Annotated in this window: 18 protein-coding genes and 1 pseudogene; 8 read left to right on the top strand and 11 right to left on the bottom strand. The window is 52.7% G+C overall.

Translation table 11 applies throughout. The annotated features are described in order from the left end of the window. The first annotated feature begins 158 nt into the window (after positions 1–158). A complete protein-coding gene (locus tag LC334_RS19135) occupies positions 159–3,428 on the top strand; it encodes an ATP-binding protein (protein WP_085801921.1) in 3,270 nt (1,089 codons plus the stop codon). 37 nt (positions 3,429–3,465) lie between these two features. Here LC334_RS19135 and LC334_RS19130 read toward each other — a convergent pair. The 3 genes and pseudogenes from LC334_RS19130 to LC334_RS19120 form a co-directional block, all read right to left on the bottom strand. Further along, positions 3,466–3,941, bottom strand: a pseudogene (locus LC334_RS19130) (transposase); the annotation flags it as partial. A 49-nt stretch (positions 3,942–3,990) separates the two neighbouring features. Continuing rightward, positions 3,991–4,221, bottom strand: a complete 231-nt coding sequence (locus LC334_RS19125) for a hypothetical protein (protein WP_085801920.1) — start codon at positions 4,219–4,221, stop codon at positions 3,991–3,993. 168 nt (positions 4,222–4,389) lie between these two features. Further along, a complete protein-coding gene (locus LC334_RS19120; RefSeq protein ID WP_085801919.1) occupies positions 4,390–4,806 on the bottom strand; it encodes a c-type cytochrome in 417 nt (138 codons plus the stop codon). Between the two features lie 203 nt (positions 4,807–5,009). On the opposite strand from LC334_RS19120, the gene LC334_RS19115 reads away from it, so the two are divergent. Beyond that, positions 5,010–5,456, top strand: a complete 447-nt coding sequence (locus tag LC334_RS19115) for a universal stress protein (RefSeq protein ID WP_085801918.1) — start codon at positions 5,010–5,012, stop codon at positions 5,454–5,456. A 31-nt stretch (positions 5,457–5,487) separates the two neighbouring features. Here the strand turns inward: LC334_RS19115 and LC334_RS19110 are convergent, their stop codons facing one another. From LC334_RS19110 to LC334_RS19085, 6 genes are all read right to left on the bottom strand, one after another. Further along, complete coding sequence (locus tag LC334_RS19110) at positions 5,488–6,135, bottom strand: helix-turn-helix domain-containing protein (protein ID WP_085801917.1); 648 nt, start codon at positions 6,133–6,135, stop codon at positions 5,488–5,490. A gap of 45 nt (positions 6,136–6,180) precedes the next feature. Further along, on the bottom strand, positions 6,181–6,420 hold the full coding sequence (locus tag LC334_RS19105; RefSeq protein ID WP_085801916.1) for a helix-turn-helix domain-containing protein: 240 nt from the start codon (positions 6,418–6,420) through the stop codon (positions 6,181–6,183). 78 nt (positions 6,421–6,498) lie between these two features. After that, positions 6,499–7,284 carry a hypothetical protein gene (locus LC334_RS19100; protein ID WP_085801915.1) on the bottom strand — a complete coding sequence of 262 codons (786 nt, stop codon included), beginning with the start codon at positions 7,282–7,284 and terminating at the stop codon, positions 6,499–6,501. Continuing rightward, positions 7,281–8,363 (bottom strand): tyrosine-type recombinase/integrase, encoded by a 1,083-nt coding sequence (locus LC334_RS19095; protein ID WP_085801914.1) that lies wholly within the window; start codon positions 8,361–8,363, stop codon positions 7,281–7,283. Before LC334_RS19095 ends, LC334_RS19100 begins: the two co-directional genes overlap by 4 nt. A 440-nt stretch (positions 8,364–8,803) precedes the next feature. Continuing rightward, the gene (locus LC334_RS19090; protein ID WP_139836495.1) at positions 8,804–9,739 is read right to left on the bottom strand and encodes a hypothetical protein; all 936 of its coding nucleotides are present in this window, start codon (positions 9,737–9,739) and stop codon (positions 8,804–8,806) included. Further along, positions 9,697–9,867, bottom strand: coding sequence for a DUF6471 domain-containing protein (locus LC334_RS19085; RefSeq protein WP_263286570.1), 171 nt, complete (start codon positions 9,865–9,867; stop codon positions 9,697–9,699). Before LC334_RS19085 ends, LC334_RS19090 begins: the two co-directional genes overlap by 43 nt. A gap of 162 nt (positions 9,868–10,029) precedes the next feature. Between LC334_RS19085 and LC334_RS19080 the strand changes: the two genes are divergently transcribed. Together LC334_RS19080 and LC334_RS19075 are read left to right on the top strand one after the other, a co-directional pair. Then, positions 10,030–10,992, top strand: coding sequence for an IS1595 family transposase (locus LC334_RS19080; protein WP_085801911.1), 963 nt, complete (start codon positions 10,030–10,032; stop codon positions 10,990–10,992). Positions 10,993–11,116: 124 nt separating this feature from the next. Beyond that, positions 11,117–11,374 (top strand): hypothetical protein, encoded by a 258-nt coding sequence (locus tag LC334_RS19075; RefSeq protein ID WP_085801910.1) that lies wholly within the window; start codon positions 11,117–11,119, stop codon positions 11,372–11,374. A gap of 260 nt (positions 11,375–11,634) precedes the next feature. Here LC334_RS19075 and LC334_RS19070 read toward each other — a convergent pair whose 3' ends face one another. Then, a complete protein-coding gene (locus tag LC334_RS19070) occupies positions 11,635–12,042 on the bottom strand; it encodes a hypothetical protein (protein WP_085801909.1) in 408 nt (135 codons plus the stop codon). A gap of 331 nt (positions 12,043–12,373) precedes the next feature. Between LC334_RS19070 and LC334_RS19065 the strand changes: the two genes are divergently transcribed. Further along, on the top strand, positions 12,374–13,984 hold the full coding sequence (locus LC334_RS19065; RefSeq protein WP_085801908.1) for a putative bifunctional diguanylate cyclase/phosphodiesterase: 1,611 nt from the start codon (positions 12,374–12,376) through the stop codon (positions 13,982–13,984). 466 nt (positions 13,985–14,450) lie between these two features. Then, complete coding sequence (locus LC334_RS23110) at positions 14,451–17,888, top strand: Hint domain-containing protein (RefSeq protein ID WP_085801907.1); 3,438 nt, start codon at positions 14,451–14,453, stop codon at positions 17,886–17,888. 151 nt (positions 17,889–18,039) lie between these two features. On the opposite strand, the gene LC334_RS19045 is transcribed toward LC334_RS23110, so the two are convergent. After that, a complete protein-coding gene (locus tag LC334_RS19045) occupies positions 18,040–18,345 on the bottom strand; it encodes a putative quinol monooxygenase (RefSeq protein ID WP_085801906.1) in 306 nt (101 codons plus the stop codon). A gap of 216 nt (positions 18,346–18,561) precedes the next feature. Between LC334_RS19045 and LC334_RS19040 the strand changes: the two genes are divergently transcribed. Together LC334_RS19040 and LC334_RS19035 are read left to right on the top strand one after the other, a co-directional pair. Further along, positions 18,562–19,122 carry a hypothetical protein gene (locus LC334_RS19040; RefSeq protein WP_085801905.1) on the top strand — a complete coding sequence of 187 codons (561 nt, stop codon included), beginning with the start codon at positions 18,562–18,564 and terminating at the stop codon, positions 19,120–19,122. 1,390 nt (positions 19,123–20,512) lie between these two features. Beyond that, on the top strand, positions 20,513–20,817 hold a 305-nt coding region (locus LC334_RS19035; RefSeq protein WP_223413079.1), incomplete at its 3' end, for a hypothetical protein.

Below are 20,817 nucleotides of genomic sequence, written 5' to 3'. Positions count from 1 at the left end.
ACATGCTCCTTGTCAGGGGAGAGAATAGGCGACATAGTATCAACCAATGCAGACATGGTCTGGTTTGGCAGCGATGATCCTACAGCCGAAAGACATGGGGCTTTTTGCGTCGATTTCATCCAGCTGGCCGTCGCTTCAAGGATGTGGCTCCTAGTGTCATGGCCTCTATTCGCAAGAACAGCCTGACATTCCGGAGAATTAGCCCGCACCGGTCGATCGGTCGATGGTTGACACGCCACGGTCTCGAGACGTACGAGCCGCTCTTTCGAGCGAACGAGATCGACATCGATGTAGCGCATAGCATCACGGAAGCTGACCTCGTGGAGATGGGGCTGTCGATTGGCGCGCGCCGGAAACTGGGCTCCGCTATTGCCGAACTTCGCGGAGACCCGCTCACTGATCGCAGTCCTGAGGCGGAACCGTTTCCCTTTGAGCGCCGCCAACTCACTGTCTTCTTTTGCGACTTGGTCGGCTCGACCGAGATGTCCCAGCGGATGGACCCCGAGTCCTTTCAGAAGCTCTGTTACGAATTTCTGTCTACCACCCGAAGATATCTTGACGCATTTGGCGGGTATACGCAGCAATATCAAGGCGATGGCGTCCTTGCATGCTTTGGCTGGCCCGTGGGGTATGGAGATCAAGTGGCGCGGTCGATTCGGGCCGGCTTGGCAATCGTCAAGGCCTGCAACGCGCTTAAGAAGCCGGACGGTGAGCCTTTATCGATCCGGATCGGAATTGCTACAGGCCTGACCGTAGTCGGAGAAATGGCAGACGAGTGCGCTCGACTATCAGGCTTCATGGCGGGTCTCACCCCCAACCTTGCCGCCCGATTGCAGGAGCTCGCGGAGTCGAACCAATTCCTGATCGACGCCACGACAAAGGCGGAGATCGAGGAGCTATTCGATCTTGAGTATCTTGGCTTCCACCGCCCTAAGGGCTTGTCCGCAGAGGTTCCAGTCTGGCGGGTCATAGGCGAGACGAGCGCCACTGTCGGCGAGCAAACGGCCGGCACATGCAAGCCTGCGCCCCTCATCGGCCGGCCGGGCGAATGCGCGTCGGTTCTCTCGGCCTGGCGCGACGCTCGCGAAGGCCAGGGGCAAGCACTCGTGGTGTCAGGCGACGCCGGAATCGGTAAGACACGGCTTGTCCAGGAGTTGGGCGACCTGATCGACGGCGAAGAGCATTCAATCATCCGCATGTCCTGTTTGCGCGATCATATCCACAGCAGCCTCTTTCCCATCGCAGCGCTTTTCGGTATTGGCGAGCGGGAGAACCCGCTCGGCTCCAGTTCCTCTAGCGCGGCATCACAAAGATTGCACGGGCGCGGCCTTGATCCGGCCATTGCGGCGATCGATGCGGAGTTGTCTGCTCTGTTCGACCCGGCATTGTCGACTTCGAACCGGGGAGAGACCATACCAGAGGAGCGTCTCGCTAACGTAACGACGCTCTTTCTCGACTATGTTGCGAGTGTCTCGACCCACGCCTCGCTTCTCATCCTAATCGAAGACATCCAATGGATCGATGATACAACTCTCAAGCTCATCGACAACCTGCTAGTGCGGATCTCGGTTTTGCCTATCCTCGTCCTCATGACATCGCGACTGCCGCTCCATTCGATGTTGCGCGACGAGGATCGGATCCGCCACATCGCGATCACCGCGTTGCATCCGCGGGACTGTTCTGCTCTCGTGCGCTACTCTGATCCGCAAGGCCGGCTGACAGAGACGGAGATCGACGCCATCGTCCACCGCTCTGACGGATTCCCACTCTTCGCCAAGGAACTCGCACGGTCGACTATCGAGGCCAAAAGTGAGTGCACCCTCGATGCAGGCGCGCTGCAGGGCGCGGTCGATGTGCCGAACTCGCTACGCGCCTCGCTCGTATCGCGGATCGATCGCCTCGGCCCTGCGAAACGATTCCTACAGGCTTGCGCAGCGGTTGGACGGACCTTCACGCTTGACCTCGTGCGCGAGATCCTGGACGATGTGGGACCCGATATCGGCGAGGTGCTGAGCCGGAGTATCGATGCGGGTCTGATCAGCCGCCACGGCACGCCGGCGAACACGACCTATATATTCACACATGCGCTGCTTCAGGAGGTAATCTACGAAACTCTCCTGATCAGCCATCGGCATGAACTGCATCGGCGGATAGCGTCTACGCTCCTCTCCGGGTCGCAGGCATTTGCCGAAGCGCATCCTGAAATCGTCGCGCAGCATTTCGAGCGCGCGGAAATCTTCGACGAGGCAATCGAGTACTACTTCAGGGCCAGCATGAAATCGGTGAGACGGCATGCCCATTTTGAAGCGTCCTGTAGCTCGAAGCGAGCGCTAGACCTTCTGGCGCGCACCGGCAAAGCGTCGAGCGCGCACGCGCTCGACCTATGGGTACTATACGGGCAGTCGAGCTTCGCAATTTTCGGTTATGGCGCGAGCCAAACCCGTGATGCCTTTGAGACGTGTCGCGCGCTCATGCAGGAGACCGGGTCGACCAAGAACGCCGATGTCATAATACGAGGTCTGATTGCATGTCTTTTCAACCGGGCAGAATTCAAACGTGCACTCGATATTGCCGAGGAGTATATGGAGCGTACGCTGACGCAGGAGATCTTGACGCCGCAGGATGTCTTCAATGCCCATCGCTCGGTTGTCGGCATTTATAATGCTCTTGGACGGTTTCGAGATGCCGATCGACACGGACGAATAGCTCTGGCGACGCTCGCGGAGGTAAAGGTAGAGGGCGGCGTACGCGATCTGATGTCAAACCGGCTCCTCAACACCCGCGCACAGCTTGCCATATCAACATGGCATGGGGGGAACGCGTCAGATGCCGAACGGCTCAGCGACAAGGTTATCCAAGAAGGCAACGCATCCGCTAGCGTGCACAATCGTTTCATCGCCATGGTCTATGGCGGCTGCATTCCACAGTTGCTGCTCGGGCATCGTGAGCGGCTCCGATATTGCGCGAGCGAGGTGGTTTCGATGTCCGAGGGGCACAGGGCGCCGTCGTTCCGAGCAGTAGGCCTGGGATTTCTGGGCGGCGCGCATGTCCAGTACGGCGAGATCGACCGTGGCCGCGCGTCGCTCCAGCTCGCGTTTCGACTCGCGAAGGAGCAGGAACAGTACATCTTCACGCCCATTTACCATCTCTTCCTGGCAGAAGCGGATTTTGCCGAAGAGCGTTGGGACCAGACGATTGCTACTTGCGATCAGGGGCTATCGGTTTCCGAGCGAACGAAGGAACAGTGGTTCGATGTCCACCTCCGGATTCTGAAAGCCGAGGCGCTCAATCGAGGCGGCTGGTCTTCTACGCTGGTTCTCAAAAACCTCGAGCTTGCTGCAAACCAAGCGGCCGAGCAGCAATCGAGCGGCCTCAAGCATCTTGTCTCGAGGGTCGAGCAGCTTCTTCGATTAAGGACAAACTGCTAAGACTGAGACGGCTATCCGCCCAGTCTTCCGGGTTGCCGGAGCTCTGCTTCTGGACATCAGCAACGATCAGAGTGGCATCCACGGCAAGCCCCTGCCCGCCGACCAGCCCTTCTTCCATGCAGCGGGCAACAGTCGTCTCGAACACATGGCGCAACAGGTCACTCTCGCGGAACCGGCCATGATGGTTCTTGGAAAAGGTGGAATGATCCAGAATGTGGTAGGTATGATCAAGGCGACAAAACCATCGGTATGCCAGGTTCAAGTTTACCTCATCGCACAGATGCCGCTCCGACCGAATGCCAAAACAGTAGCCAACCAATAGCATCTGGATCATCAGTTCTGGATCACTGACAGGCGGCCAGTATGGCTATAGAACTCCGCCAGATGAACTTGGATGCTGTTCAGATCAACGAACCGATCAATCGAACGCAGCAAGTGATCTTGCGGGACATGATCCTCCAGCGAAAACTCGTAGAACAACGCTGCCTGCGCTTCCTGCTTCGGTCCCAACATCGGCCGACCCTCCAACTCGTTGTACGCAATTGAATCAGCTGCTTAGGTCTCAAGCAAGAAAGATTTTTTCAACACAATCTCCCGCGTCTTGATCCTTAGCCGCTCGATCTATGCTGCTTCTACTCCAAATGGCCGGTTTTTCTGCCGCATATTGGCGCAAAGCCCTTCGTATCTGCGGCATCTTTCGTGCTGCAAGCGCGCGCAGCGAGAATTTGAGATTGCCGCCGTGGGCTCGAACCAGGTTTTCGCTGTTCGCCCGATCAATCGCCGCTTTGGCCATTTTGACTCATGTGTATTTCTCTATTCAATTTCCGTTTTGTGCAGAAAAAGGCTCCCTCTCCGGTCCCCGGGTGATTGGGTTTTGTTTCTGACCCTCCCCCCCGGGGTCAGATTGGACCGATTTGCGCTCGCGCCGCCCAGACATAGATCTTAAAGGCATAACGGTCGTTCACTCAGCGTTTTCTGTCACCGTTTGCACTGACTGCAGGTACAATATCAAATTAGCGAGTTGCTCAGATACCATCAATGGTTGCCCGCTTGGTAATTTGAGGGCAACCATCTGATCGCTGTCCAACGAGGGGTCAAAAACGGGCATAAAACTATGAGCTTCAACTGGAATGCGCCCATCGACCTGCATGGCAACGACGTCAGTCGGAAAAGTTCCGGCATAGCGTTTGGCCAGGTTGGTAAGGTTGGGTGGTTCTATTGCCAGTATCTCAGCTAAAGGCCCAACACTCGCCACATCCTTTCCGTGGCATTCGGCGCAGAAGTATAGGAAGAGATCCCGGCCATCATCCAATTCAGAACCCTGTGCCAGGACAGCTCCGGCGACGGTCGCTAAAGTCAAAACCATTCGGATCAACATTTTCGGCCTCCTTTTTCCTCGAGTTTGGCGGGGAGATGCCGGATTGTCTTTGACCTACGTCACGAGACAGATGTCTATGGAATCTATGAGTATTTGGTCATTTAATTGAGGGTATATCCTAATCAACTGCATTGATTCACATCAACGTGCTCGGTTTTCTCTGAAGCTATCGTGTATCCCGCTCAAACAAGCGAGGGATAGAAATGTTCAGGAAAATCGTTGTTGGTCTTGATGGTTCAGATTCTTCGGAAAATGCGTTGCGTCTGGCCTGTGATCTGGCTCAGAAATATGGATCTGACATGCATCTCGTCCACACGCCGCAACCTCAATCGGTCGCCTTTGCGCTGGGAGCTGTTGCGGGCTATCACGCAGTTACCACGATGCCCTCTGCTGCCGAAGTGCAGGAAGCCGGTGAGAAAATTATCAGCGCGGGCAGGGCGGTTGCGGAAGAATTAAAACAGGCAATCGCTGAAACTCATATAAACGTTGGTGATCCCGCAGAGAATATTGTCGATTGTGCAAAGGCTTGCGGAGCCGATCTGATTGTAACAGGTCGTCGAGGTTTGGGTTCGGTTGGTTCGCTGGTGCAAGGGAGCACAACTCAACGCGTCAATCATTTGGCGGAATGTGCATGCCTTTCAGTTGTCTAGTAAATTGAAGCACTGATTGGTCGTGATACTGTCAGGTCTCGCTCAGGTGCTTGAGTATTCGGTCTCTGGCTGTGTGGGTTTCCATATCTTCTGCGAGATAGGCCGCTTCCAGCTCCTCGAGCAGATCTGACGGTACTTCCATCAACACGTCCCAACCCTCTTGAATTCCACCAAACAACTTGACCAGTTTGGCCTGGAACTCTCCCGGGTTGCGACTGGGCGGAGCCGGTGGTTTGGGCGAGGGACCTCTGAGCTTGGTGCTTTCCTTTCCCTCGCCGGCACTCTTGCCTGTTTCTTTCCTTTTTTCTTTCATTGTATCGTCGGTAGATTTCTTCCGCTGTTCTGGAAATTTCTTTCCGCCTGCCTGGAAAAAATCTTCCGACCCGATGATGTTGAGTGCGTACCTGTTGCTGCCGCCGCCAGACCTCTGGCCTAACTTTTTCAAATATTTGCTTTGCTCCAGCTTCTTGATGGAACTGCGAATTGTCCTGGCACTGGTGTTAAGCGCATCTGCCAGCGTTTCCTGACTTGGAAAGCAAAGATCGGTTTTTGAGTTGTGGTGAAAAAGCAATCGGAAAAAGACACAAGCATCTGTGTTGTTGAGGCGAGCATCCGTGGTCGCACGGCCCACTGCCTTCCACTTGTCGATCAATGAAATTTTCTTCGCGGCCTCAGTCATGGCGCCTGACCCGGACAACAGCTGAGATATGATGACTGCAGGACGTCAACCGGCCACGCCCCTGGTCGAGCCGTTTATCGTGTTTCGATCCAGCCATCTGTCCAGATCGGACTGCCTGTAGAGGACGCATCCGGCGAGCTTGATGAAGGCCGGACCGTTCTGCCGGTTGTGCGGCAGCCGCAGCTTGGCAAGTTTTGATGCTGAAACGCCTACATATCTGGCGGCTTCCGCCGGGCGCATCGTGCTCGGTGCAAAGTCATGCGTGCGGGTGTTGTGTTGTGTCATCTGGTTTCCCCGGACAGTTAATTTGAGGAAACCATGTCAAAACGCGCTCATTTTTTCAGGGCGCGATAAGTCGGTTAATCAGGCGCTATCGCCCCCCAAATGCGCTACTTCGGAAGATTCGAATTTCGCATGCGCATCCATCAGGGATTCAATTGTCCAACCGGGCTCGCCTAGTTTGCCCACCAACCGCAACAAATCATCCAGAAAATCGTAATATCTTTCGTTTGTTCCCTTTATGGGGGCTGGCGCACCGGTGTAACGTTCCCATGCTTCGCGGGCGATGCGGATGAGCAGGTGCTTTTGCTGAAACTCAGCATCGCGACGTTTGTGATGAAGGTTCTGCAGATTCCGGATGTTCTTCACTCCGTGCGCAATCAGACCCATTTCAGGAACATCTCCCAGGGCGTTTTTGTATTTCGCCGGGTATTCGCCGTGGACGGCGGCGTAGAACCCCACCAGTTCATTCAGCAGGTTGAGCCGAATTCGAGCATATGATGGCAATGTGGCGTACCCTTCGTGCGAGTCTTCTCCACTTTGCCCGTTATGGGTCAGATCCGCAGTCTCGTGTTTCGAGCTGTAGGTTCGTAAATCTGTGCCGACAGTCATCGCCTTTCGGGTTTGCAGGGACATCGACGAATAGACATCCCAGAGATGTCTGACAGCCTTGCCGAATTCGATGAGTTTCTTTTCTTCGACTGCGTGCTCGGAAACGGGCGTGAGCTCGCCTGCCGAGAGCCATTCTCTGGTGAAGAAAAGATCGTGCCCCGGCCAGATATCCGCGTCTGGGAAATGCTTCTCCAACAATGCGATCCCCTCGAGCACTTCATCATCAAACTCATCATTATATTCGTCATAGGTGGTCATGCCTCACCCCTGCATCTATTCGCCAATTCATCACATGCGGTTTTCATCGCCGGCCTGAGAGCATCGAGGGAGGGTTTCGCATATCGCTGGCCTGTGATCGACAATGGCGTGTGATTTAGAAGCCGCCCCACGATTTCCTCCAACACGCCGGCTTCCGTTGCAACGGTTGCAAAGGTACGGCGATGGTCGTGAGGACACCACTTTATCCGCTTGGGCGCGCCAAGCCGCCCATGGGGTCCTTTAGGAGAAGGGAAGACCCAACGGTCGTTCAGTCCACGAACCGGTGCCAGTATCTCGTGATGACATTGAAGGATCGGAAGATCGAAGCTGCGTCCGTTCTTGGTCATCGGCAAATGGATGTGATCTTCATGCACGTTCGCCCATTCGAGGGTCATTGCTTCGGTTTTCCGAAGCCCGGTGAACAGCAATAACTCATAGAAGACCTTGTGGATCGGGTTTTGGAGCCCGTTGATCGTCTTGCGCCAAAGCCTGAGGTCCTCGATGATTGTTCCCGGTGGCGTTTCGTCGAACCACTCGATCGCCATGGTCGGAGATTCAGGCAAATCGTATGTACGCCTCGCGTGGTTCCAGACAGTTCGAAAGTACTTCAGTACGTGGTTGGCGTTTGAAGGGGTCTTGGCCATGGACCGATGCCTGTCGACCACCATGCTTTTGGTGAATTCATCCAGAGGTAGGCGCAGCCAATCTTTCAGGTGAAGTGAGAACTGTTGGCGCATACTGGATTTATGTGTCTCAGAGCGAAGCTTCGGGCGCGCCAGATAGGCTTCCAGAGCATCCTGTAGGGCAGGGGCCCCAATTTGGATCTGTTTACCGGCCCCTCGACCCCATTCCAGAGCTAACCCGAGCGCAGTCTGCCGGGCTGCTTCTGCGGAAATCAATGGGAAGCGTCCGATCAATACCCGCCGTGTCTGACCACCCACGTCTTTCTGGAAGTACCAAGTCTTCGATTTCTTTCCGACGAAGAGAACCAGCCCCTTGATCTCGTTGTCCCAGTACTTGCTGGTGCCGTTTTCTGTCTGGGAAATCTTGCGAGCGTAGGTTTCTGTGAGCTTCGGCATTTTGTCTGTTTTTTGTCGGTATTGAACTGAAACGATATGAATTCAAGTGCAACACGAAGACACATAAACGTCAATAAAAAGAAAGACTAAGAACAGAAATGAAACGAGAGGAAAAATAGGCAGTTTGCTTGGAAGGCTAAGGTCTTACCACTACACAACGCCCGCGCAACCGAACCATGACCTATTTCATAGCTTTTCTAAGGTCAAGTATGTCAGTGCAATTACATGAAGCTAATGCACTCAGTTTTGGTGTATTCGGCCCAAACCGGCCATTCGCGACGGTCCAATTTCACGACACCAGCTTCCCGAAAGCCGGCCTTGGTGCACTGCGCAGCATTTTAGACTGGCGAACAGACAATCTGCGGACAAACCCGGCCTTATGTATCAAACGCACCAAGGTGTGAGCGATGATTAAGGTTCTGGCGCTGGCGGCCTTTGCCCTAATTGATGTATCTGGCGAAACTGTATTCCAGCATCCGTGCGGTGAAGGGTCCGAGGGGCTGATCGCGTGTTTCGAATGCAAACACGCGAGTTTCAACACCCATTTCGTTCGACCCCAACCCGAGACGATAACTGATGCACACCAGGAGCAGCGGTTCGGCTTCCGCTATGTGGCCCGCGCCGTCCAGGTAATTGTGCACCCCGACGCTCTTGTACCTAAGTTTCTTGGTGGTTTCACCCGGGAACAGGACTGGTGTTCGAGACCCGGATCGACGGGTCACAGCTTCCTCAGCGAATTCCCGAATGGCGCTTTCAATGCCTGTGTGTCGCCAGTTCTTGACGGGCTTCCATTCCAGAACAACATCATATGCAGGCGACAAACCTTTATTTTCAAAATTGTAGTTCCATGCAATTCGAAAGTTGTCTCTATCAAAATGAACATCGCACGCGACCTCGTGGATAAGCGTGACCCAAGGTCGTTTCTCCATCCTCATGATCTGGTTGGCTTCATTGGCGGCCTGAGCGGCTTCGAGGGAAGCTGCTGTAGCCTTCTCACCCTCTTTAACGGCGTCAATGGTAGCACTAAGGGTCTTTTTCAAAAGCCAAACAGCCCAAGCGCTTATAATAACGCCCGCCAGCGCGAGAAAGGCCATTGCCCATTGTGCCCAGCCATCCCCAAGAATGATTTCGGGTATTTGATACGCTTGCTCATAGCTTTGGGCGGTTGCGCTTGCATCATGTTCGCTGCTGGTTTCGCTAGCTGGGGCGGTAACCGATGGCGCTGTCACATCTGGGTCTACGGTGGTTTGTTCTGCGGTATCCTGTTTAGTGGGTTCTGGCTGACTTTCTGGTTGCTCAACATTGCCCTGAGCATTTGACGATAGGCCAAAGGTTATTCCAATTGCAAAGACGTGCATCCAAGTGCGGAAAGACATTGTAGCAAAAACCCTGCGGTAAATTTTCCCCGACTTACTTTATTGCGCAGGTTGCGTTCGTTGTCTTCGATTCCTTTTTTGGCGAGTTTCTCGACAAGTTGAGCATAGGTAACGCTGTGCCTCGCCATCTCAGATCGCAAAATACCCTTTGCCTTCTCTTCCCAGTCAGTTCTTTCCGGCACAATCATCTCCTAAGGTGCTAAAATCATCATTTATGATGCTATAGCACTTGAAGTCATTACGCAATGTCACCATATATGATGCACAAGCACGTTATACGGTGATACAAAATGGCACAGCACTTCCTTCTCTCAGCAGCATCTCGGTCGCTTTCACTGCGCTCGATTTACAAAGCTGGCGAAGATGCTGCCTATGAAACGTTCTGCCAGATGCGCTGGCCTGAGACGGATGGCGAAGCCGTTTGCCCATGCTGTGGATTTGATGAAGCGTACAAAATCACGACGCGCCGCAAGTTCAAGTGTAAGGCGTGCCGCCACCAATTCAGCGTGACCAGTGGTACAATCTTTGCCTCGCGCAAGATGGACTTTGTAGACCTGCTGGCGGCGATCTGCATCATCGTGAACGCATCCAAGGGCGTTAGTATGGTGCAGTTGTCGCGTGATCTGGACTGCCAGTACAAGACAGCCTTCGTGTTGGCCCACAAGCTGCGCGAAGCTATGGCACTGGAAGTCCACACTGGCGAAGTTCTGGAAGGCCATGTCGAGATTGATGGTGCATACTTCGGCGGTCATATCCGCCCTGAGAACGCCAAGGCAGACCGCAAGGACCGCCGCTTGAAGCGCCACCAGACTGGCAAGCGCCGCGTTGTGATCGCCATGCGTGAGCGTGAGGGCCGCACACTGCCGTTCGTGGGTCAGTCTGAGGCCGAGGGCGTTGCATTGGCTAACGAGAACGTATCGCGCCTGTCCACCATGTCAGCGGATGAGGCAAGCCATTGGGATGAGTTGCACATGGGATACCATGTTGATCGCGTGAACCACTCCGAGATCTACAGCGATCACGGCAAGCACACCAACATGGTTGAAAGCTATTTCTCGCGCCTGCGTCGGATGGTTCAAGGCCAACACCACCACGTTAGCCCGAAGTACCTTTATCAGTATGCGAACCACGCTGCATGGTTGGAAGATAACCGCCGCACCGACAACGGCACACTGGCGCGGATCGTCGTGAGCAACGCGATGGGATCGCCGGTAAGTCGGAACTGGAAAGGATATTGGCAGCGGGCGGCTTAGAATGTGACGTGGAGTCACACTTTTGACAAATAGGTCGTTAATAGAACAAACTGACGTATATGAACTACTTGTAAGTGTGCGTGTGCTATGTTCTAGCACAAGAAATTTTTATTGGAGTTTCCCCATGTCCAACTCAGAATCCTTGCGGATTATCGTATCTAAATGTGAAGACATGCTTGTCGCACAGTGCTTGGAGTATGACATCTGCACCCAAGCCCCAGACATGGAAAAATTGCAAGATCGGATGAATTGCTTGATCGATGCTGAACTTGATGGTTCGCAAGCTATTGACCCTGCGCCAGAAAGATTCCACAACCTGTGGGATCAAGCCATACAGCAGGCTGGTGGTGTTCGAGAGTATAGACTCCTCAAGGCCGCCTGAAAGCGGAGAATAAATGTCATCACCATTCGGACCGTCGCCCAAACTAAGGGAATACTGTGATTGGGCGCGGTTGAATGCTGAATGTCGGGTCGATGAGGGTTATTCGGGCAATAAGTCCATTGTGCGAATCACTGCCCCAGACGGAAAGTCTGTGAAACAGGTAGGAATTCCTGACGACGAGCCACTCTGCCATAGCGTGGTAGCATACCTTGACCGACGTTTGGGCGTCGATTCACCGTTTCCAAAAACTCCTGACGATTTTATCTAACTAAACGCCACAAACACCCATCCGGCCCAAAGTCCTGCACCACATGCCCGTCTTTTTGCTGACGCTGCAACGCATCCCGCACCCGCTTTAGTACATCGGCGTGCATATCATCGCCCCAGCCCTTCGCCTCAATGATCCGCGCCGCTATTACTTCATCATCCGCAGGGGCTTCCCGCAGCATGTTGATGATTGTCAGCTTCAACTCATTGCGCCCGAATAGCTGCTTGTACTTTCCGCGCGGCGCAATGCCTCTGGGATCATCCTCATAGCCGCACAGCACCAGCGCACGGTCTATGGCGTCCAGATCGGCCTTAAGGGCGTCAGCGGCCTTTACAGCGGCCTTGTGCTGGCCTGCTATCTCGCCGCGTTTCTTGATCAGTCCGAATATCGTGTGTTCCATGCCCTATTATGGATTCACGCGGCATGATTGTTCAGATAGAATGTTGGTGCGTTTGATACATAAGGCCGGACAAACCAGCCGTCCGAACAGATTTCGAGAATGACTGTTTTGCCGAGAACTGCCCCTCGAAAATATTCCTAGAAAGACTCACAAAAGAGCCCAGAATATGAAACATTGTTCTGACGCGTCCACATTGCCTGTATCGACAATTTCCGAACTGCAACAAGCAACAGCTAAATTTTGAAACAGATTCTGCTGCGATAATTTACCGTAATGCAGGTGACTTCACTGCAACTTGCCATGAAGCTTAGTGAGCACAACGAGTAAAAAAATGGCATCAACGTCACTTCATTCATTAATAAGAAGTTCTGCAATACCGGCGTCGTTTTTTATCACCGCAATTGCTACATGGTTGATCCTAGCGGAGATGGAGCTGTTCGAGCGGTTTTACGAGTTTAGCCGCGCCCATGAGGAATGGGATCTTGATGAATTCGCGCTACTCATTGTTAACCTCACAATCGCCCTAGTTTTATCGGTTTTTTTTCAAGGACAACGACTGAAGAGAACCGTACGTGAGCGCGAGTTTCAACGTCAGCGCGCCGAGAAAAACGCACGCCATGATCCGTTGACGGGTCTGATGAACCGACGTGCTTTCTCGTCCACACTGGAAGAGATTGCTGCTCAGAATTCAAACGCGGACGAGCAATTTATCGCTATGATTGATCTCGACAGGTTTAAACCCGTAAATGATCTACACGGCCATGCTGCGGGGGATGCAACTCTTGAAGCAGTGGCGCACAGGCTAAAAGCTGAAGTAGGTTCCGGTAGTGTCGTCGCGCGATTGGGCGGTGATGAATTTGCGGTAATTTTTGAACGCCCCATTGATGCAATTCAGGTCGAACGCATTGCACGGCGACTGCTGCTTTCTATGGAAAGAGCTATAAAGTTTGAAAATAGACAAATTTTCATTAGCTGTAGCATCGGTTTGGTTAGTTGGGACTCAAATTTGACTAGTGCCGATGCGATACGCCGGACAGATAAAGCTTTGTATAGAGCAAAGAACCAGGGAAGAGGTCAATTCGCCTGGTATGACGCGGAATTGGATCAACAATCACATGAACGTGCGGAAATCGAAGCCGATCTAAGGGAAGCAATTGTCAAATCAGAAATCGAACCGTGGTTTCAGCCGATCATCCAAATTGAATCCAAAACGCTCACAGGGTTTGAAGTTTTAGCTCGTTGGAAGCATAAGACTCGCGGACAAATTCCACCCGGTAAGTTCATAGAAATTGCAGAAGACAGCGGCCAGATAGGTGACTTGGGGCTTAGTATACTGCGACAAGCCTGCACGGCAGCGTGTGATTGGGATTCGCGCCTTTCAATTTCATTCAATGTTTCGCCTTACCAATTTCACAATCCAAAGCTCGTGGAACAAATCAACGAGATTTTGGTGGAATGTAATTTTGATGCGAGGCGTCTGACAATCGAGGTAACGGAAAGTGCCGTCATCCACGACTTTAACGTAGCACGAGCAAAACTAGATGCATTGAAGGTACTTGGCGTGGCAGTGGCACTTGATGATTTTGGGACTGGGTATTCGAGCCTTGCGAGCCTTCGGCAACTGCCATTTGACCGGATCAAGATTGACCGAAGCTTTGTCACAAATATAGCTGCCGAACCACAGAACCAAAAAATCGTTGCAGGTATCATGACGCTCGCGAATGGGCTTGAGTTGGATGTAACAGCAGAAGGTATCGAGTCTGCGGATGACCTCGGCTATCTACAATCGTTGGATTGCTCGTTGGGCCAAGGATTCCTGTTCGAGAAGGCAGTGCCGGCCGAACAGGTTTCCTGGCTGTTGGAGACCAAGTGGTGTAACCGACGGGTTGATCCAATCGAAGAAGGCTTTGAACTGACCAAGCGCTTGGATAATACAGGTTGAAGTAAGCGCTGACCTCCTCGTCAGTTCGACTGCAATTGGTATACAGCCTGTCATTCCTAAGCGGGAAAAGCACTATTGGATATTTTGAAGCGCCGTCAACACTGTTCAAGTACAGCCGTTATGGAAACTCATGATTCCGTTGCGCGGTATTTTGAACAAAATCGACCCGTATTGCACGCAGCTTCCCTCGTTTGGAAGTGGAATAGCGTAAATCCCCGATTTAAAGAAACTTGGTTCCCAGATTGGATATCGACATCGCATTTGCTCTCGTCATTCAGTCGCACGATAGGTCGGAACCAAAAGCCCGAGTAAATTAGATAAAATTAGCCGAAAAAACCAATTCAGAATCTACTGAATAGAAACAAGCATTCTTTATTCCGGCTAGCGGGATCAGGCGCTCAATTGATCATGTTTCACAATGAACTCTGCTCCCGAAGGTTTGTTGGAATATTGTGGAGATTGATAAATGCCAACGGGTTATCTAGTCACACTGGGAGATGGCAGCCTTGACTCTGGCGATGTCATCGGCGGTGGTGCAATCTCGTTTACTGCCGATGGGGCATATCCAACCGGCTTGGGCAGCGGCCAGTGGACATGGACCGGCGAAGCCGGCGGATTTCCTTATACGAATGAGCTTGAACCGGGTGACTACTGGCTAGCCGATGACGGCAATGTCTATTTCGTACCTGATTACGGGATCGTTGATTTCATCACAACATCTACCGTTACCAGCGCACCAGTTTATACGTCATCAGGCGATGGCACCATTATGGGCACCGACGGTGATGATGTCATTGATAATGGCTATACCGATGATGATGGCGAGGTTGTCGATGGCGGAGATGGGACCGGTACGCTTGGACATGAAGACGTAATCAGCGCTGGAGCTGGCGATGACAGCATCACTGCAGGCCTGGAAAACGACACCGTCTATGGCGGGGGGGAGGCCGATACGATTGACGGCGGATCGGGCGATGATGTGCTCTATGGCGACACAGACCCGAATGAATTGGCCATGTCGCCAGTGTCAATCACAACATCAAATTATACAGACACGTCCAGCGGGTTCACTGTCACTGCCCAGAATGTCGTCGGCGGTGTGCTGACCAGCGCTGATGTTTCGAATATCAGCACCTATGCCGGATCTTTTGGCGCTAGCGGCGCTGTCTCCGACACAGATAGTGGTGTTGATGCCCAGATCGCCTATGACAAGTCATCCGGTCTCAGTGAAAAACTGATCGTCGATTTCGATCATCCGATTGATGAGCTGACTTTCACGACGCTCAGCTTGCAAACCGCTGCTTTTGGTGAAGTCGGCCATTATGCGCTCTATAACGACGGCGCGCTGGTATACGAGGCCGATTTCACCGATTCAACCGGCACTGGGAATGACACTATTCTGGTGTCCGGTCATGGGGATTTTGATCAGATTGTCTTTACGGCTCTGATCCAAACTGACCTGACCGATGGCTCGGATTACGGCATCTCGGACATCACATTCGTTCCCAGCGAACCAGCGCCCGTCCCCGGAAATGACAGCATTGATGGCGGGGCTGGCGATGACCTGATCTATGGCGAAGAAGGTGATGATACGCTTGACGGGGGCTCTGGCGCCGACAGTATCGAAGGTGGCGATGATGCTGATACATTCAATCTCTCCGACGGGTTCGGTAACGATACGATTGTTGGCGGCGAAGGCGGCACCGACAAAGACACGCTCGATCTCTCCGGCGTCACCGAGCCAATCACGATCACCTATACCGGTGAAGAATCGGGGACTGTATCTGACGGGTCTGACACGATCAGTTTCTCGGAAATCGAGAACATCATCGAAGCGGGAACCACCGACTATGACGGAACAACCGACATCACCTTCGGCGGCAACGCCAATGTCGCGACCGTTGAGAAGGAGGTGGTACCGGACGGGTTGACCAACGAATACAAGCTTGAAGGCGATGCGGTCGATAGCGCTGGCGGGAATGATGGAACAGTCAATGGTGCGACCACAGTGGCGGGCAATGACGGTAACGCATTAAGCTTTGACGAAATTGACGATTACGTTGAAGTTCCCGACGTGACGATGAACGACGAGTTTACCGTTTCATTCCAGTTCAAGATCGACGACACTACCGGCAGCCTTTTCCAGTACATCTACAGCCATGGTGACATTAACAGCACCAACAGCCTCAACATATTCATCAACGAGGCCAGCCACGGCACCGATCCCAACGTCCTGCGTACAGTCATCCGCGACAATGACGATACGCTGGATAATTTTGCGTTGGATTTCGACATCAGTAGCATTGTCAGCGATGGCCAGTGGCATACCTATACGCTAACAGTCGAAAGCGGGGTTGGTTCCAAGGTCTATCTGGACGGAGTGGAGCAGAACAGCGACAGCCGCGGTGGTGACAGCTTCAACCCTTCTGGCAACCTTTTCCTTGGTGCCCGTGAGGACCTGAATGCCGACCGTTTTTTCGGTGGCGATCTTGACTCGGTCAAGATTTTTGACAAGCCGCTGACGTCAAGCGAAGTCACCACGCTTGGGAGCAGCGGAACAGTGCCCGCAATCGAGGCCGGTACCATCGTGGCGGATGTCACTAATGTCATCGACGCCGATGGCGATATCGGACACACCTTCGTACTGACAGACGACGCGGGCGGGAAATTCACCATCGACGCCAATAGCGGTGAAATATCGCTGGTGGGCGATCATGATGCGTCAACCGCTTACAGCGATACGGTCACCGTTGAGGTCACCGACCCAAGCGCGTTGACCTATAGCGAAACGATCGGTATCAGCATCGGCTCCGATACCGGGGACGATACTGTTACCGGACCCCATCACCAGAACATAATGTACGGGCTGGGCGGACACGACCAATTGACTGGCGGTAGTGGCGATGACGCCATCTATGGTGGCACGGATAACGACACACTGGATGGCAGTACCGGAGGTGACACGCTGGTTGGTGGCAGCGGTAGCGACAGTCTGACCGGCGGCACCGGGGCCGACGATTATGTTCTCGCGGATGGATCCGGCACCGACACGGTCTCGGATTTCGACCTGACCGACAGCGGTGACGGCACAACGGTCGATCAGCTCAACGTCACCGGCCTAACCGATACCGAGGGTAATCCTGTCAATGCCTGGGATGTGGTCGTGACCGACACCAACGGTGATGGCACCGGTGACGCAATCCTGACATTTCCGAATGGCGAAAGCGTCACCTTACAAGGTGTTCTGCCGTCAGAAGTCGATAGCGCGCCAGAACTAAACGCGATGGGCATCCCCTGCTTTACATCAGGGACGCAGATTGCAACTCCGTGGGGGAAGATTGCCGTTGAAGAGCTGCGCGAAGGTGATCTGGTTACAACTCTTGAATACGGGCCATTGCCAGTTCGTTGGATTGCGAGTTCGGACCTGGGAGAGGGCACGGCGCCCTTGCCGGAAAACGTAATGCCTGTACGGTTAAAACCCGGCAGTCTCGGAAACCGACGGCCCCTGATTGTATCACCACAACATTGCATCCTTATGAAGGATGAACAATCAGGCGAGCCCGTCTATGTGCGGGCAAAACATCTGGCGGAAGAGACACGTCTGGCCTCGTTTGCGCGGGGACGGAAGCAGGTGACCTACGTTCATGTCCTGCTGGACAAGCACGCAACTCTGATCTCAAACGAAATCCCGAGTGAGAGTTTCTACCCCGGCCCGATGGCACTGGAAATGTTATCGCTATATAGCCGCATGAATCTGTATGCCGCGTTTCCCGAGTTGATCAGCGGCCCTTGCGAAAAAGCATACGGAGCGCGCGCGGCACGGGTTCTGACACGCAAAGAGCTGCGCAAGACAGTAGCGCACGAAATGCTGACGCGTCTGGAGATTGAACTACTGGCGGCTTGACAACGATTGAGCAGGTGCCGGACTTTATGAAGGGCAGTTCTGGGCTGGCTCCAGCCATCTGCCGGTACGCTGACGAATGTCCAGGACAGCGAACAGCCGCCGCATCGCCGCAGGACGGCTCAGAGCCCGATGAAGACATTCGTCCAAACCGTCATTTCAAGCCGGTGACTTTGTATTCCCTCGGAATGCTTGCCGTTGCAAACCACCAAGCTGAATAGCGCGTTCTTTGTTGGTGAAGCTCGAATGCTTTTCGATCACGAAAGCATTCTTCCACGCGCCAGATCATCGGATCATCTGTTTTGGAAACTTCGAATGAGATGCAGCCAGGTTCTTTTCTGGTTAAGCGAACATGCTCTGGAAGGTAGTCTCGCACGATTTTAGCGTCTTTCTCAGAAGCGCAGATCAAACGCCCAGACAAACGCACTTCACCAACCGTCCTGTCAGATTTTTCAGTCATTCGCCTTTTCCCAGTTTCGGTTGCTTTTATTGATTATAGGAATTCCGAACAACAGCAATCCCGCGAAGCTGCCGTTCAACTCGAAAATGACCGAGCTGCTTTGCCAGATGGTTACGCCTTGACTGCATTTATCGCGTTTGACAGTTTTCCGAAAATACAAGCGCGAGAGGCTTCATGACGAATTTTGCAAGGTGCTTTGCCACAATATGTCTTTTCATGTTGGTCGCAATTACTGCGGATGCAAAAGGTAGATACAAGGGTAGCCCGAGTTCGGTAGTCTTTGTTCACGAGGTTGGCGGTCGGACGCATCTGAAGTCAGTCGAGTTTTGTCCGGTGACCGGGAAGTCGTTTCAGCAATTCTGCAAGCGAAATCAAAAGTACAAATTCCAAAATGGGATTATCAGTAGCGATGCGGATTGGGTGAAAGCCGGTAAGCTCAAATATATGATCCATTGGGGTCAGGCTAAAACACCGGGACGCTATGCATGGGTCAAATCTCAGGCAGGTGGTTTTACTGAATATTACCTCGAACAAGGTAAGCCACAGGAAACGCTTCTGGCAGATATTGGGCCGGGTACTGTTTTTATTGAATCTTTCTATATCAAGGGCAGCAAGGCTGAACGCGATGCCGCTGTCAGACGTGTGAAAGCCATTTTCACCCAGAAGTACGGAGATTTGGTGAAGCAGATGAAGTTCGTGCATCTGCGGGTGGCCCCAGTGATGTGCCTGAAACCCAAACAGGCCCCCAAGAACGGGTACAACTGCTCACTGCAATAAAAGTGATGAAAAAGGTGAGCAATTTCGGAAATAGGTTAGAAGTCTGCGCCCATTTTCTGAGCTCAGAGCGGAACAAAACGTGTTGTCCCAAGGGTCTGAGATGAATGACCGCTCTATCCGCAAAGCCGCCATCCACCAATCCACCTGGCCAAAAAAAGACCCCGGATCGCACCGGAGTCAGTCCAACAGGGAGGTGCATATGAAAGTCCGCATATGCGACGGGTTGTAAACTGTAAGTGAATGAAGAATAGCTGTTCCCTGAGTGCACTAAAAGTCAGGGAATCCTTACGCTGGAATAGAAAAAAGCATTCAACCGGGAAATTTGCCCAGTTCCCCTAGCTTCGGTCCGCTACTCAAGGCCAGGCTAATTCAATGTAGTTTTGTGTTCTTTTCCGGGGCTGGAGAAAACAGCTCCAAAATTGCCTCTTCAAATTGTTCCAGTGTTTCGGGGCAATCTAGTGTGGCTTCGCTTCGGCTTTCGTTTGCATCAGGTTCGAGTTTCAATTTTCGGGCAAAGGAACTCAAATGCGCGGAATAGGGATATTTTGTTTTAGGCATAATCAAAAACCAATGTTCTAAAAAGATGCCCTATTTTATAGTGACAGTGGCTGCTCGGCTATTCGGGTATTCCCGTATTGTGGAACCGCCTTTCGTGGGCGCCCAATATTTGGATGGCGCAAAGAATCATCCACAGCACCTCTGCCCAGCTCGGTCCCTCTTCCCGAAAAGGGGAACCGGTATTAATTCAAGCTATAGACTAAGATACCGATTCAGTTTCCGCCGCTGACGAAGTACAGGACAAAACAAGTGGAATTCTTCGCTGCTTTCTCAGAGAGTCTGAGCTTATGCGCCAACGAAACCCATGACATAGATAGCAGATGTTACGAGCACAATTGCAGAAGTGTAGTGCTCCAGTTTCACCGGCTGTTTTTTGGGGTGCATAGTCCATTCTGACCATTTCATTTGGTCATCTTTAGGATGTGAGTCTTCCCAGATATTCATAACAACCTCGTTCAGTGCCCCCACCGAACGTGGCCTAATGTGCACGGCAATGTGGCATAATTTAGGCAAACGCTGTTAATTTACTTCAAATCTGGCCAATCAATGACAGGTTCTTCCGGCCATATCTATCCAGTTCAGTGCCCCGTATGGCGTCTCTGGCAGCCTGTGTGACGCCCTCTGCACGGGATGCTGAATGCGGCCATTGTCACGTAAGCGACGGACGGCAGGCAGTCCCGACTGATCCTGTTATTGCACCTCAAGTTCAAATCATATTATTCGAATTTTGAAATTGTCGCCGCAGTATTGCCGCCTGGCTGCCTCATTCTTGCAGCGCCAACCGCTTAAGAAGTCCGTCCAGGAACAAACGGACTTTAGGAGACAGCATTCCATGAGCACTCTCTCATTTACGCTGGGTGGAGACGTCAATGTCAGTATCACGGTCACTGAACAACCAGACGGAAGTCTGAAATTCGACCTTTTAGTATTGGATGACACCGGTTCTATTGGTGATCTGAACGCAATCTTCTTTGATCTTGCAGATGACAGCATCGCGGATGGCCTGACCGTAACAGGAGACGATGTCACCGGGACGAAATTCAAGGCCGATGGTGTTACAAAGGTCGACAATTTCACCAACATCAACGGTGAAGTCGCCAACGAATACGGTAAGTTCGACAGTGGCGTTCAGTTTGG

Origin of the sequence: Roseovarius aestuarii, from assembly GCF_019966515.1 — a bacterium.
GTDB classification, from domain to species: Bacteria; Pseudomonadota; Alphaproteobacteria; order Rhodobacterales; family Rhodobacteraceae; genus Roseovarius; species Roseovarius aestuarii.
The sequence above is the reverse complement of the archived record's forward strand: the minus strand, read 5'-3'. Positions and strand labels throughout refer to the sequence as shown.

Bases quoted from the DNA above. Each gene is read 5' to 3' on its own strand.
- LC334_RS19135 (WP_085801921.1), top strand. From the start codon at position 159: ATGGCCTCTATTCGCAAGAACAGCCTGACATTCCGGAGAATTAGCCCG.
- LC334_RS19125 (WP_085801920.1), bottom strand. From the start codon at position 4,221: ATGGCCAAAGCGGCGATTGATCGGGCGAACAGCGAAAACCTGGTTCGA.
- LC334_RS19120 (WP_085801919.1), bottom strand. From the start codon at position 4,806: ATGTTGATCCGAATGGTTTTGACTTTAGCGACCGTCGCCGGAGCTGTC.
- LC334_RS19115 (WP_085801918.1), top strand. From the start codon at position 5,010: ATGTTCAGGAAAATCGTTGTTGGTCTTGATGGTTCAGATTCTTCGGAA.
- LC334_RS19110 (WP_085801917.1), bottom strand. From the start codon at position 6,135: ATGACTGAGGCCGCGAAGAAAATTTCATTGATCGACAAGTGGAAGGCA.
- LC334_RS19105 (WP_085801916.1), bottom strand. From the start codon at position 6,420: ATGACACAACACAACACCCGCACGCATGACTTTGCACCGAGCACGATG.
- LC334_RS19100 (WP_085801915.1), bottom strand. From the start codon at position 7,284: ATGACCACCTATGACGAATATAATGATGAGTTTGATGATGAAGTGCTC.
- LC334_RS19095 (WP_085801914.1), bottom strand. From the start codon at position 8,363: ATGCCGAAGCTCACAGAAACCTACGCTCGCAAGATTTCCCAGACAGAA.
- LC334_RS19090 (WP_139836495.1), bottom strand. From the start codon at position 9,739: ATGTCTTTCCGCACTTGGATGCACGTCTTTGCAATTGGAATAACCTTT.
- LC334_RS19085 (WP_263286570.1), bottom strand. From the start codon at position 9,867: ATGGCGAGGCACAGCGTTACCTATGCTCAACTTGTCGAGAAACTCGCC.
- LC334_RS19080 (WP_085801911.1), top strand. From the start codon at position 10,030: ATGGCACAGCACTTCCTTCTCTCAGCAGCATCTCGGTCGCTTTCACTG.
- LC334_RS19075 (WP_085801910.1), top strand. From the start codon at position 11,117: ATGTCCAACTCAGAATCCTTGCGGATTATCGTATCTAAATGTGAAGAC.
- LC334_RS19070 (WP_085801909.1), bottom strand. From the start codon at position 12,042: ATGGAACACACGATATTCGGACTGATCAAGAAACGCGGCGAGATAGCA.
- LC334_RS19065 (WP_085801908.1), top strand. From the start codon at position 12,374: ATGGCATCAACGTCACTTCATTCATTAATAAGAAGTTCTGCAATACCG.
- LC334_RS23110 (WP_085801907.1), top strand. From the start codon at position 14,451: ATGCCAACGGGTTATCTAGTCACACTGGGAGATGGCAGCCTTGACTCT.
- LC334_RS19045 (WP_085801906.1), bottom strand. From the start codon at position 18,345: ATGACTGAAAAATCTGACAGGACGGTTGGTGAAGTGCGTTTGTCTGGG.
- LC334_RS19040 (WP_085801905.1), top strand. From the start codon at position 18,562: ATGTTGGTCGCAATTACTGCGGATGCAAAAGGTAGATACAAGGGTAGC.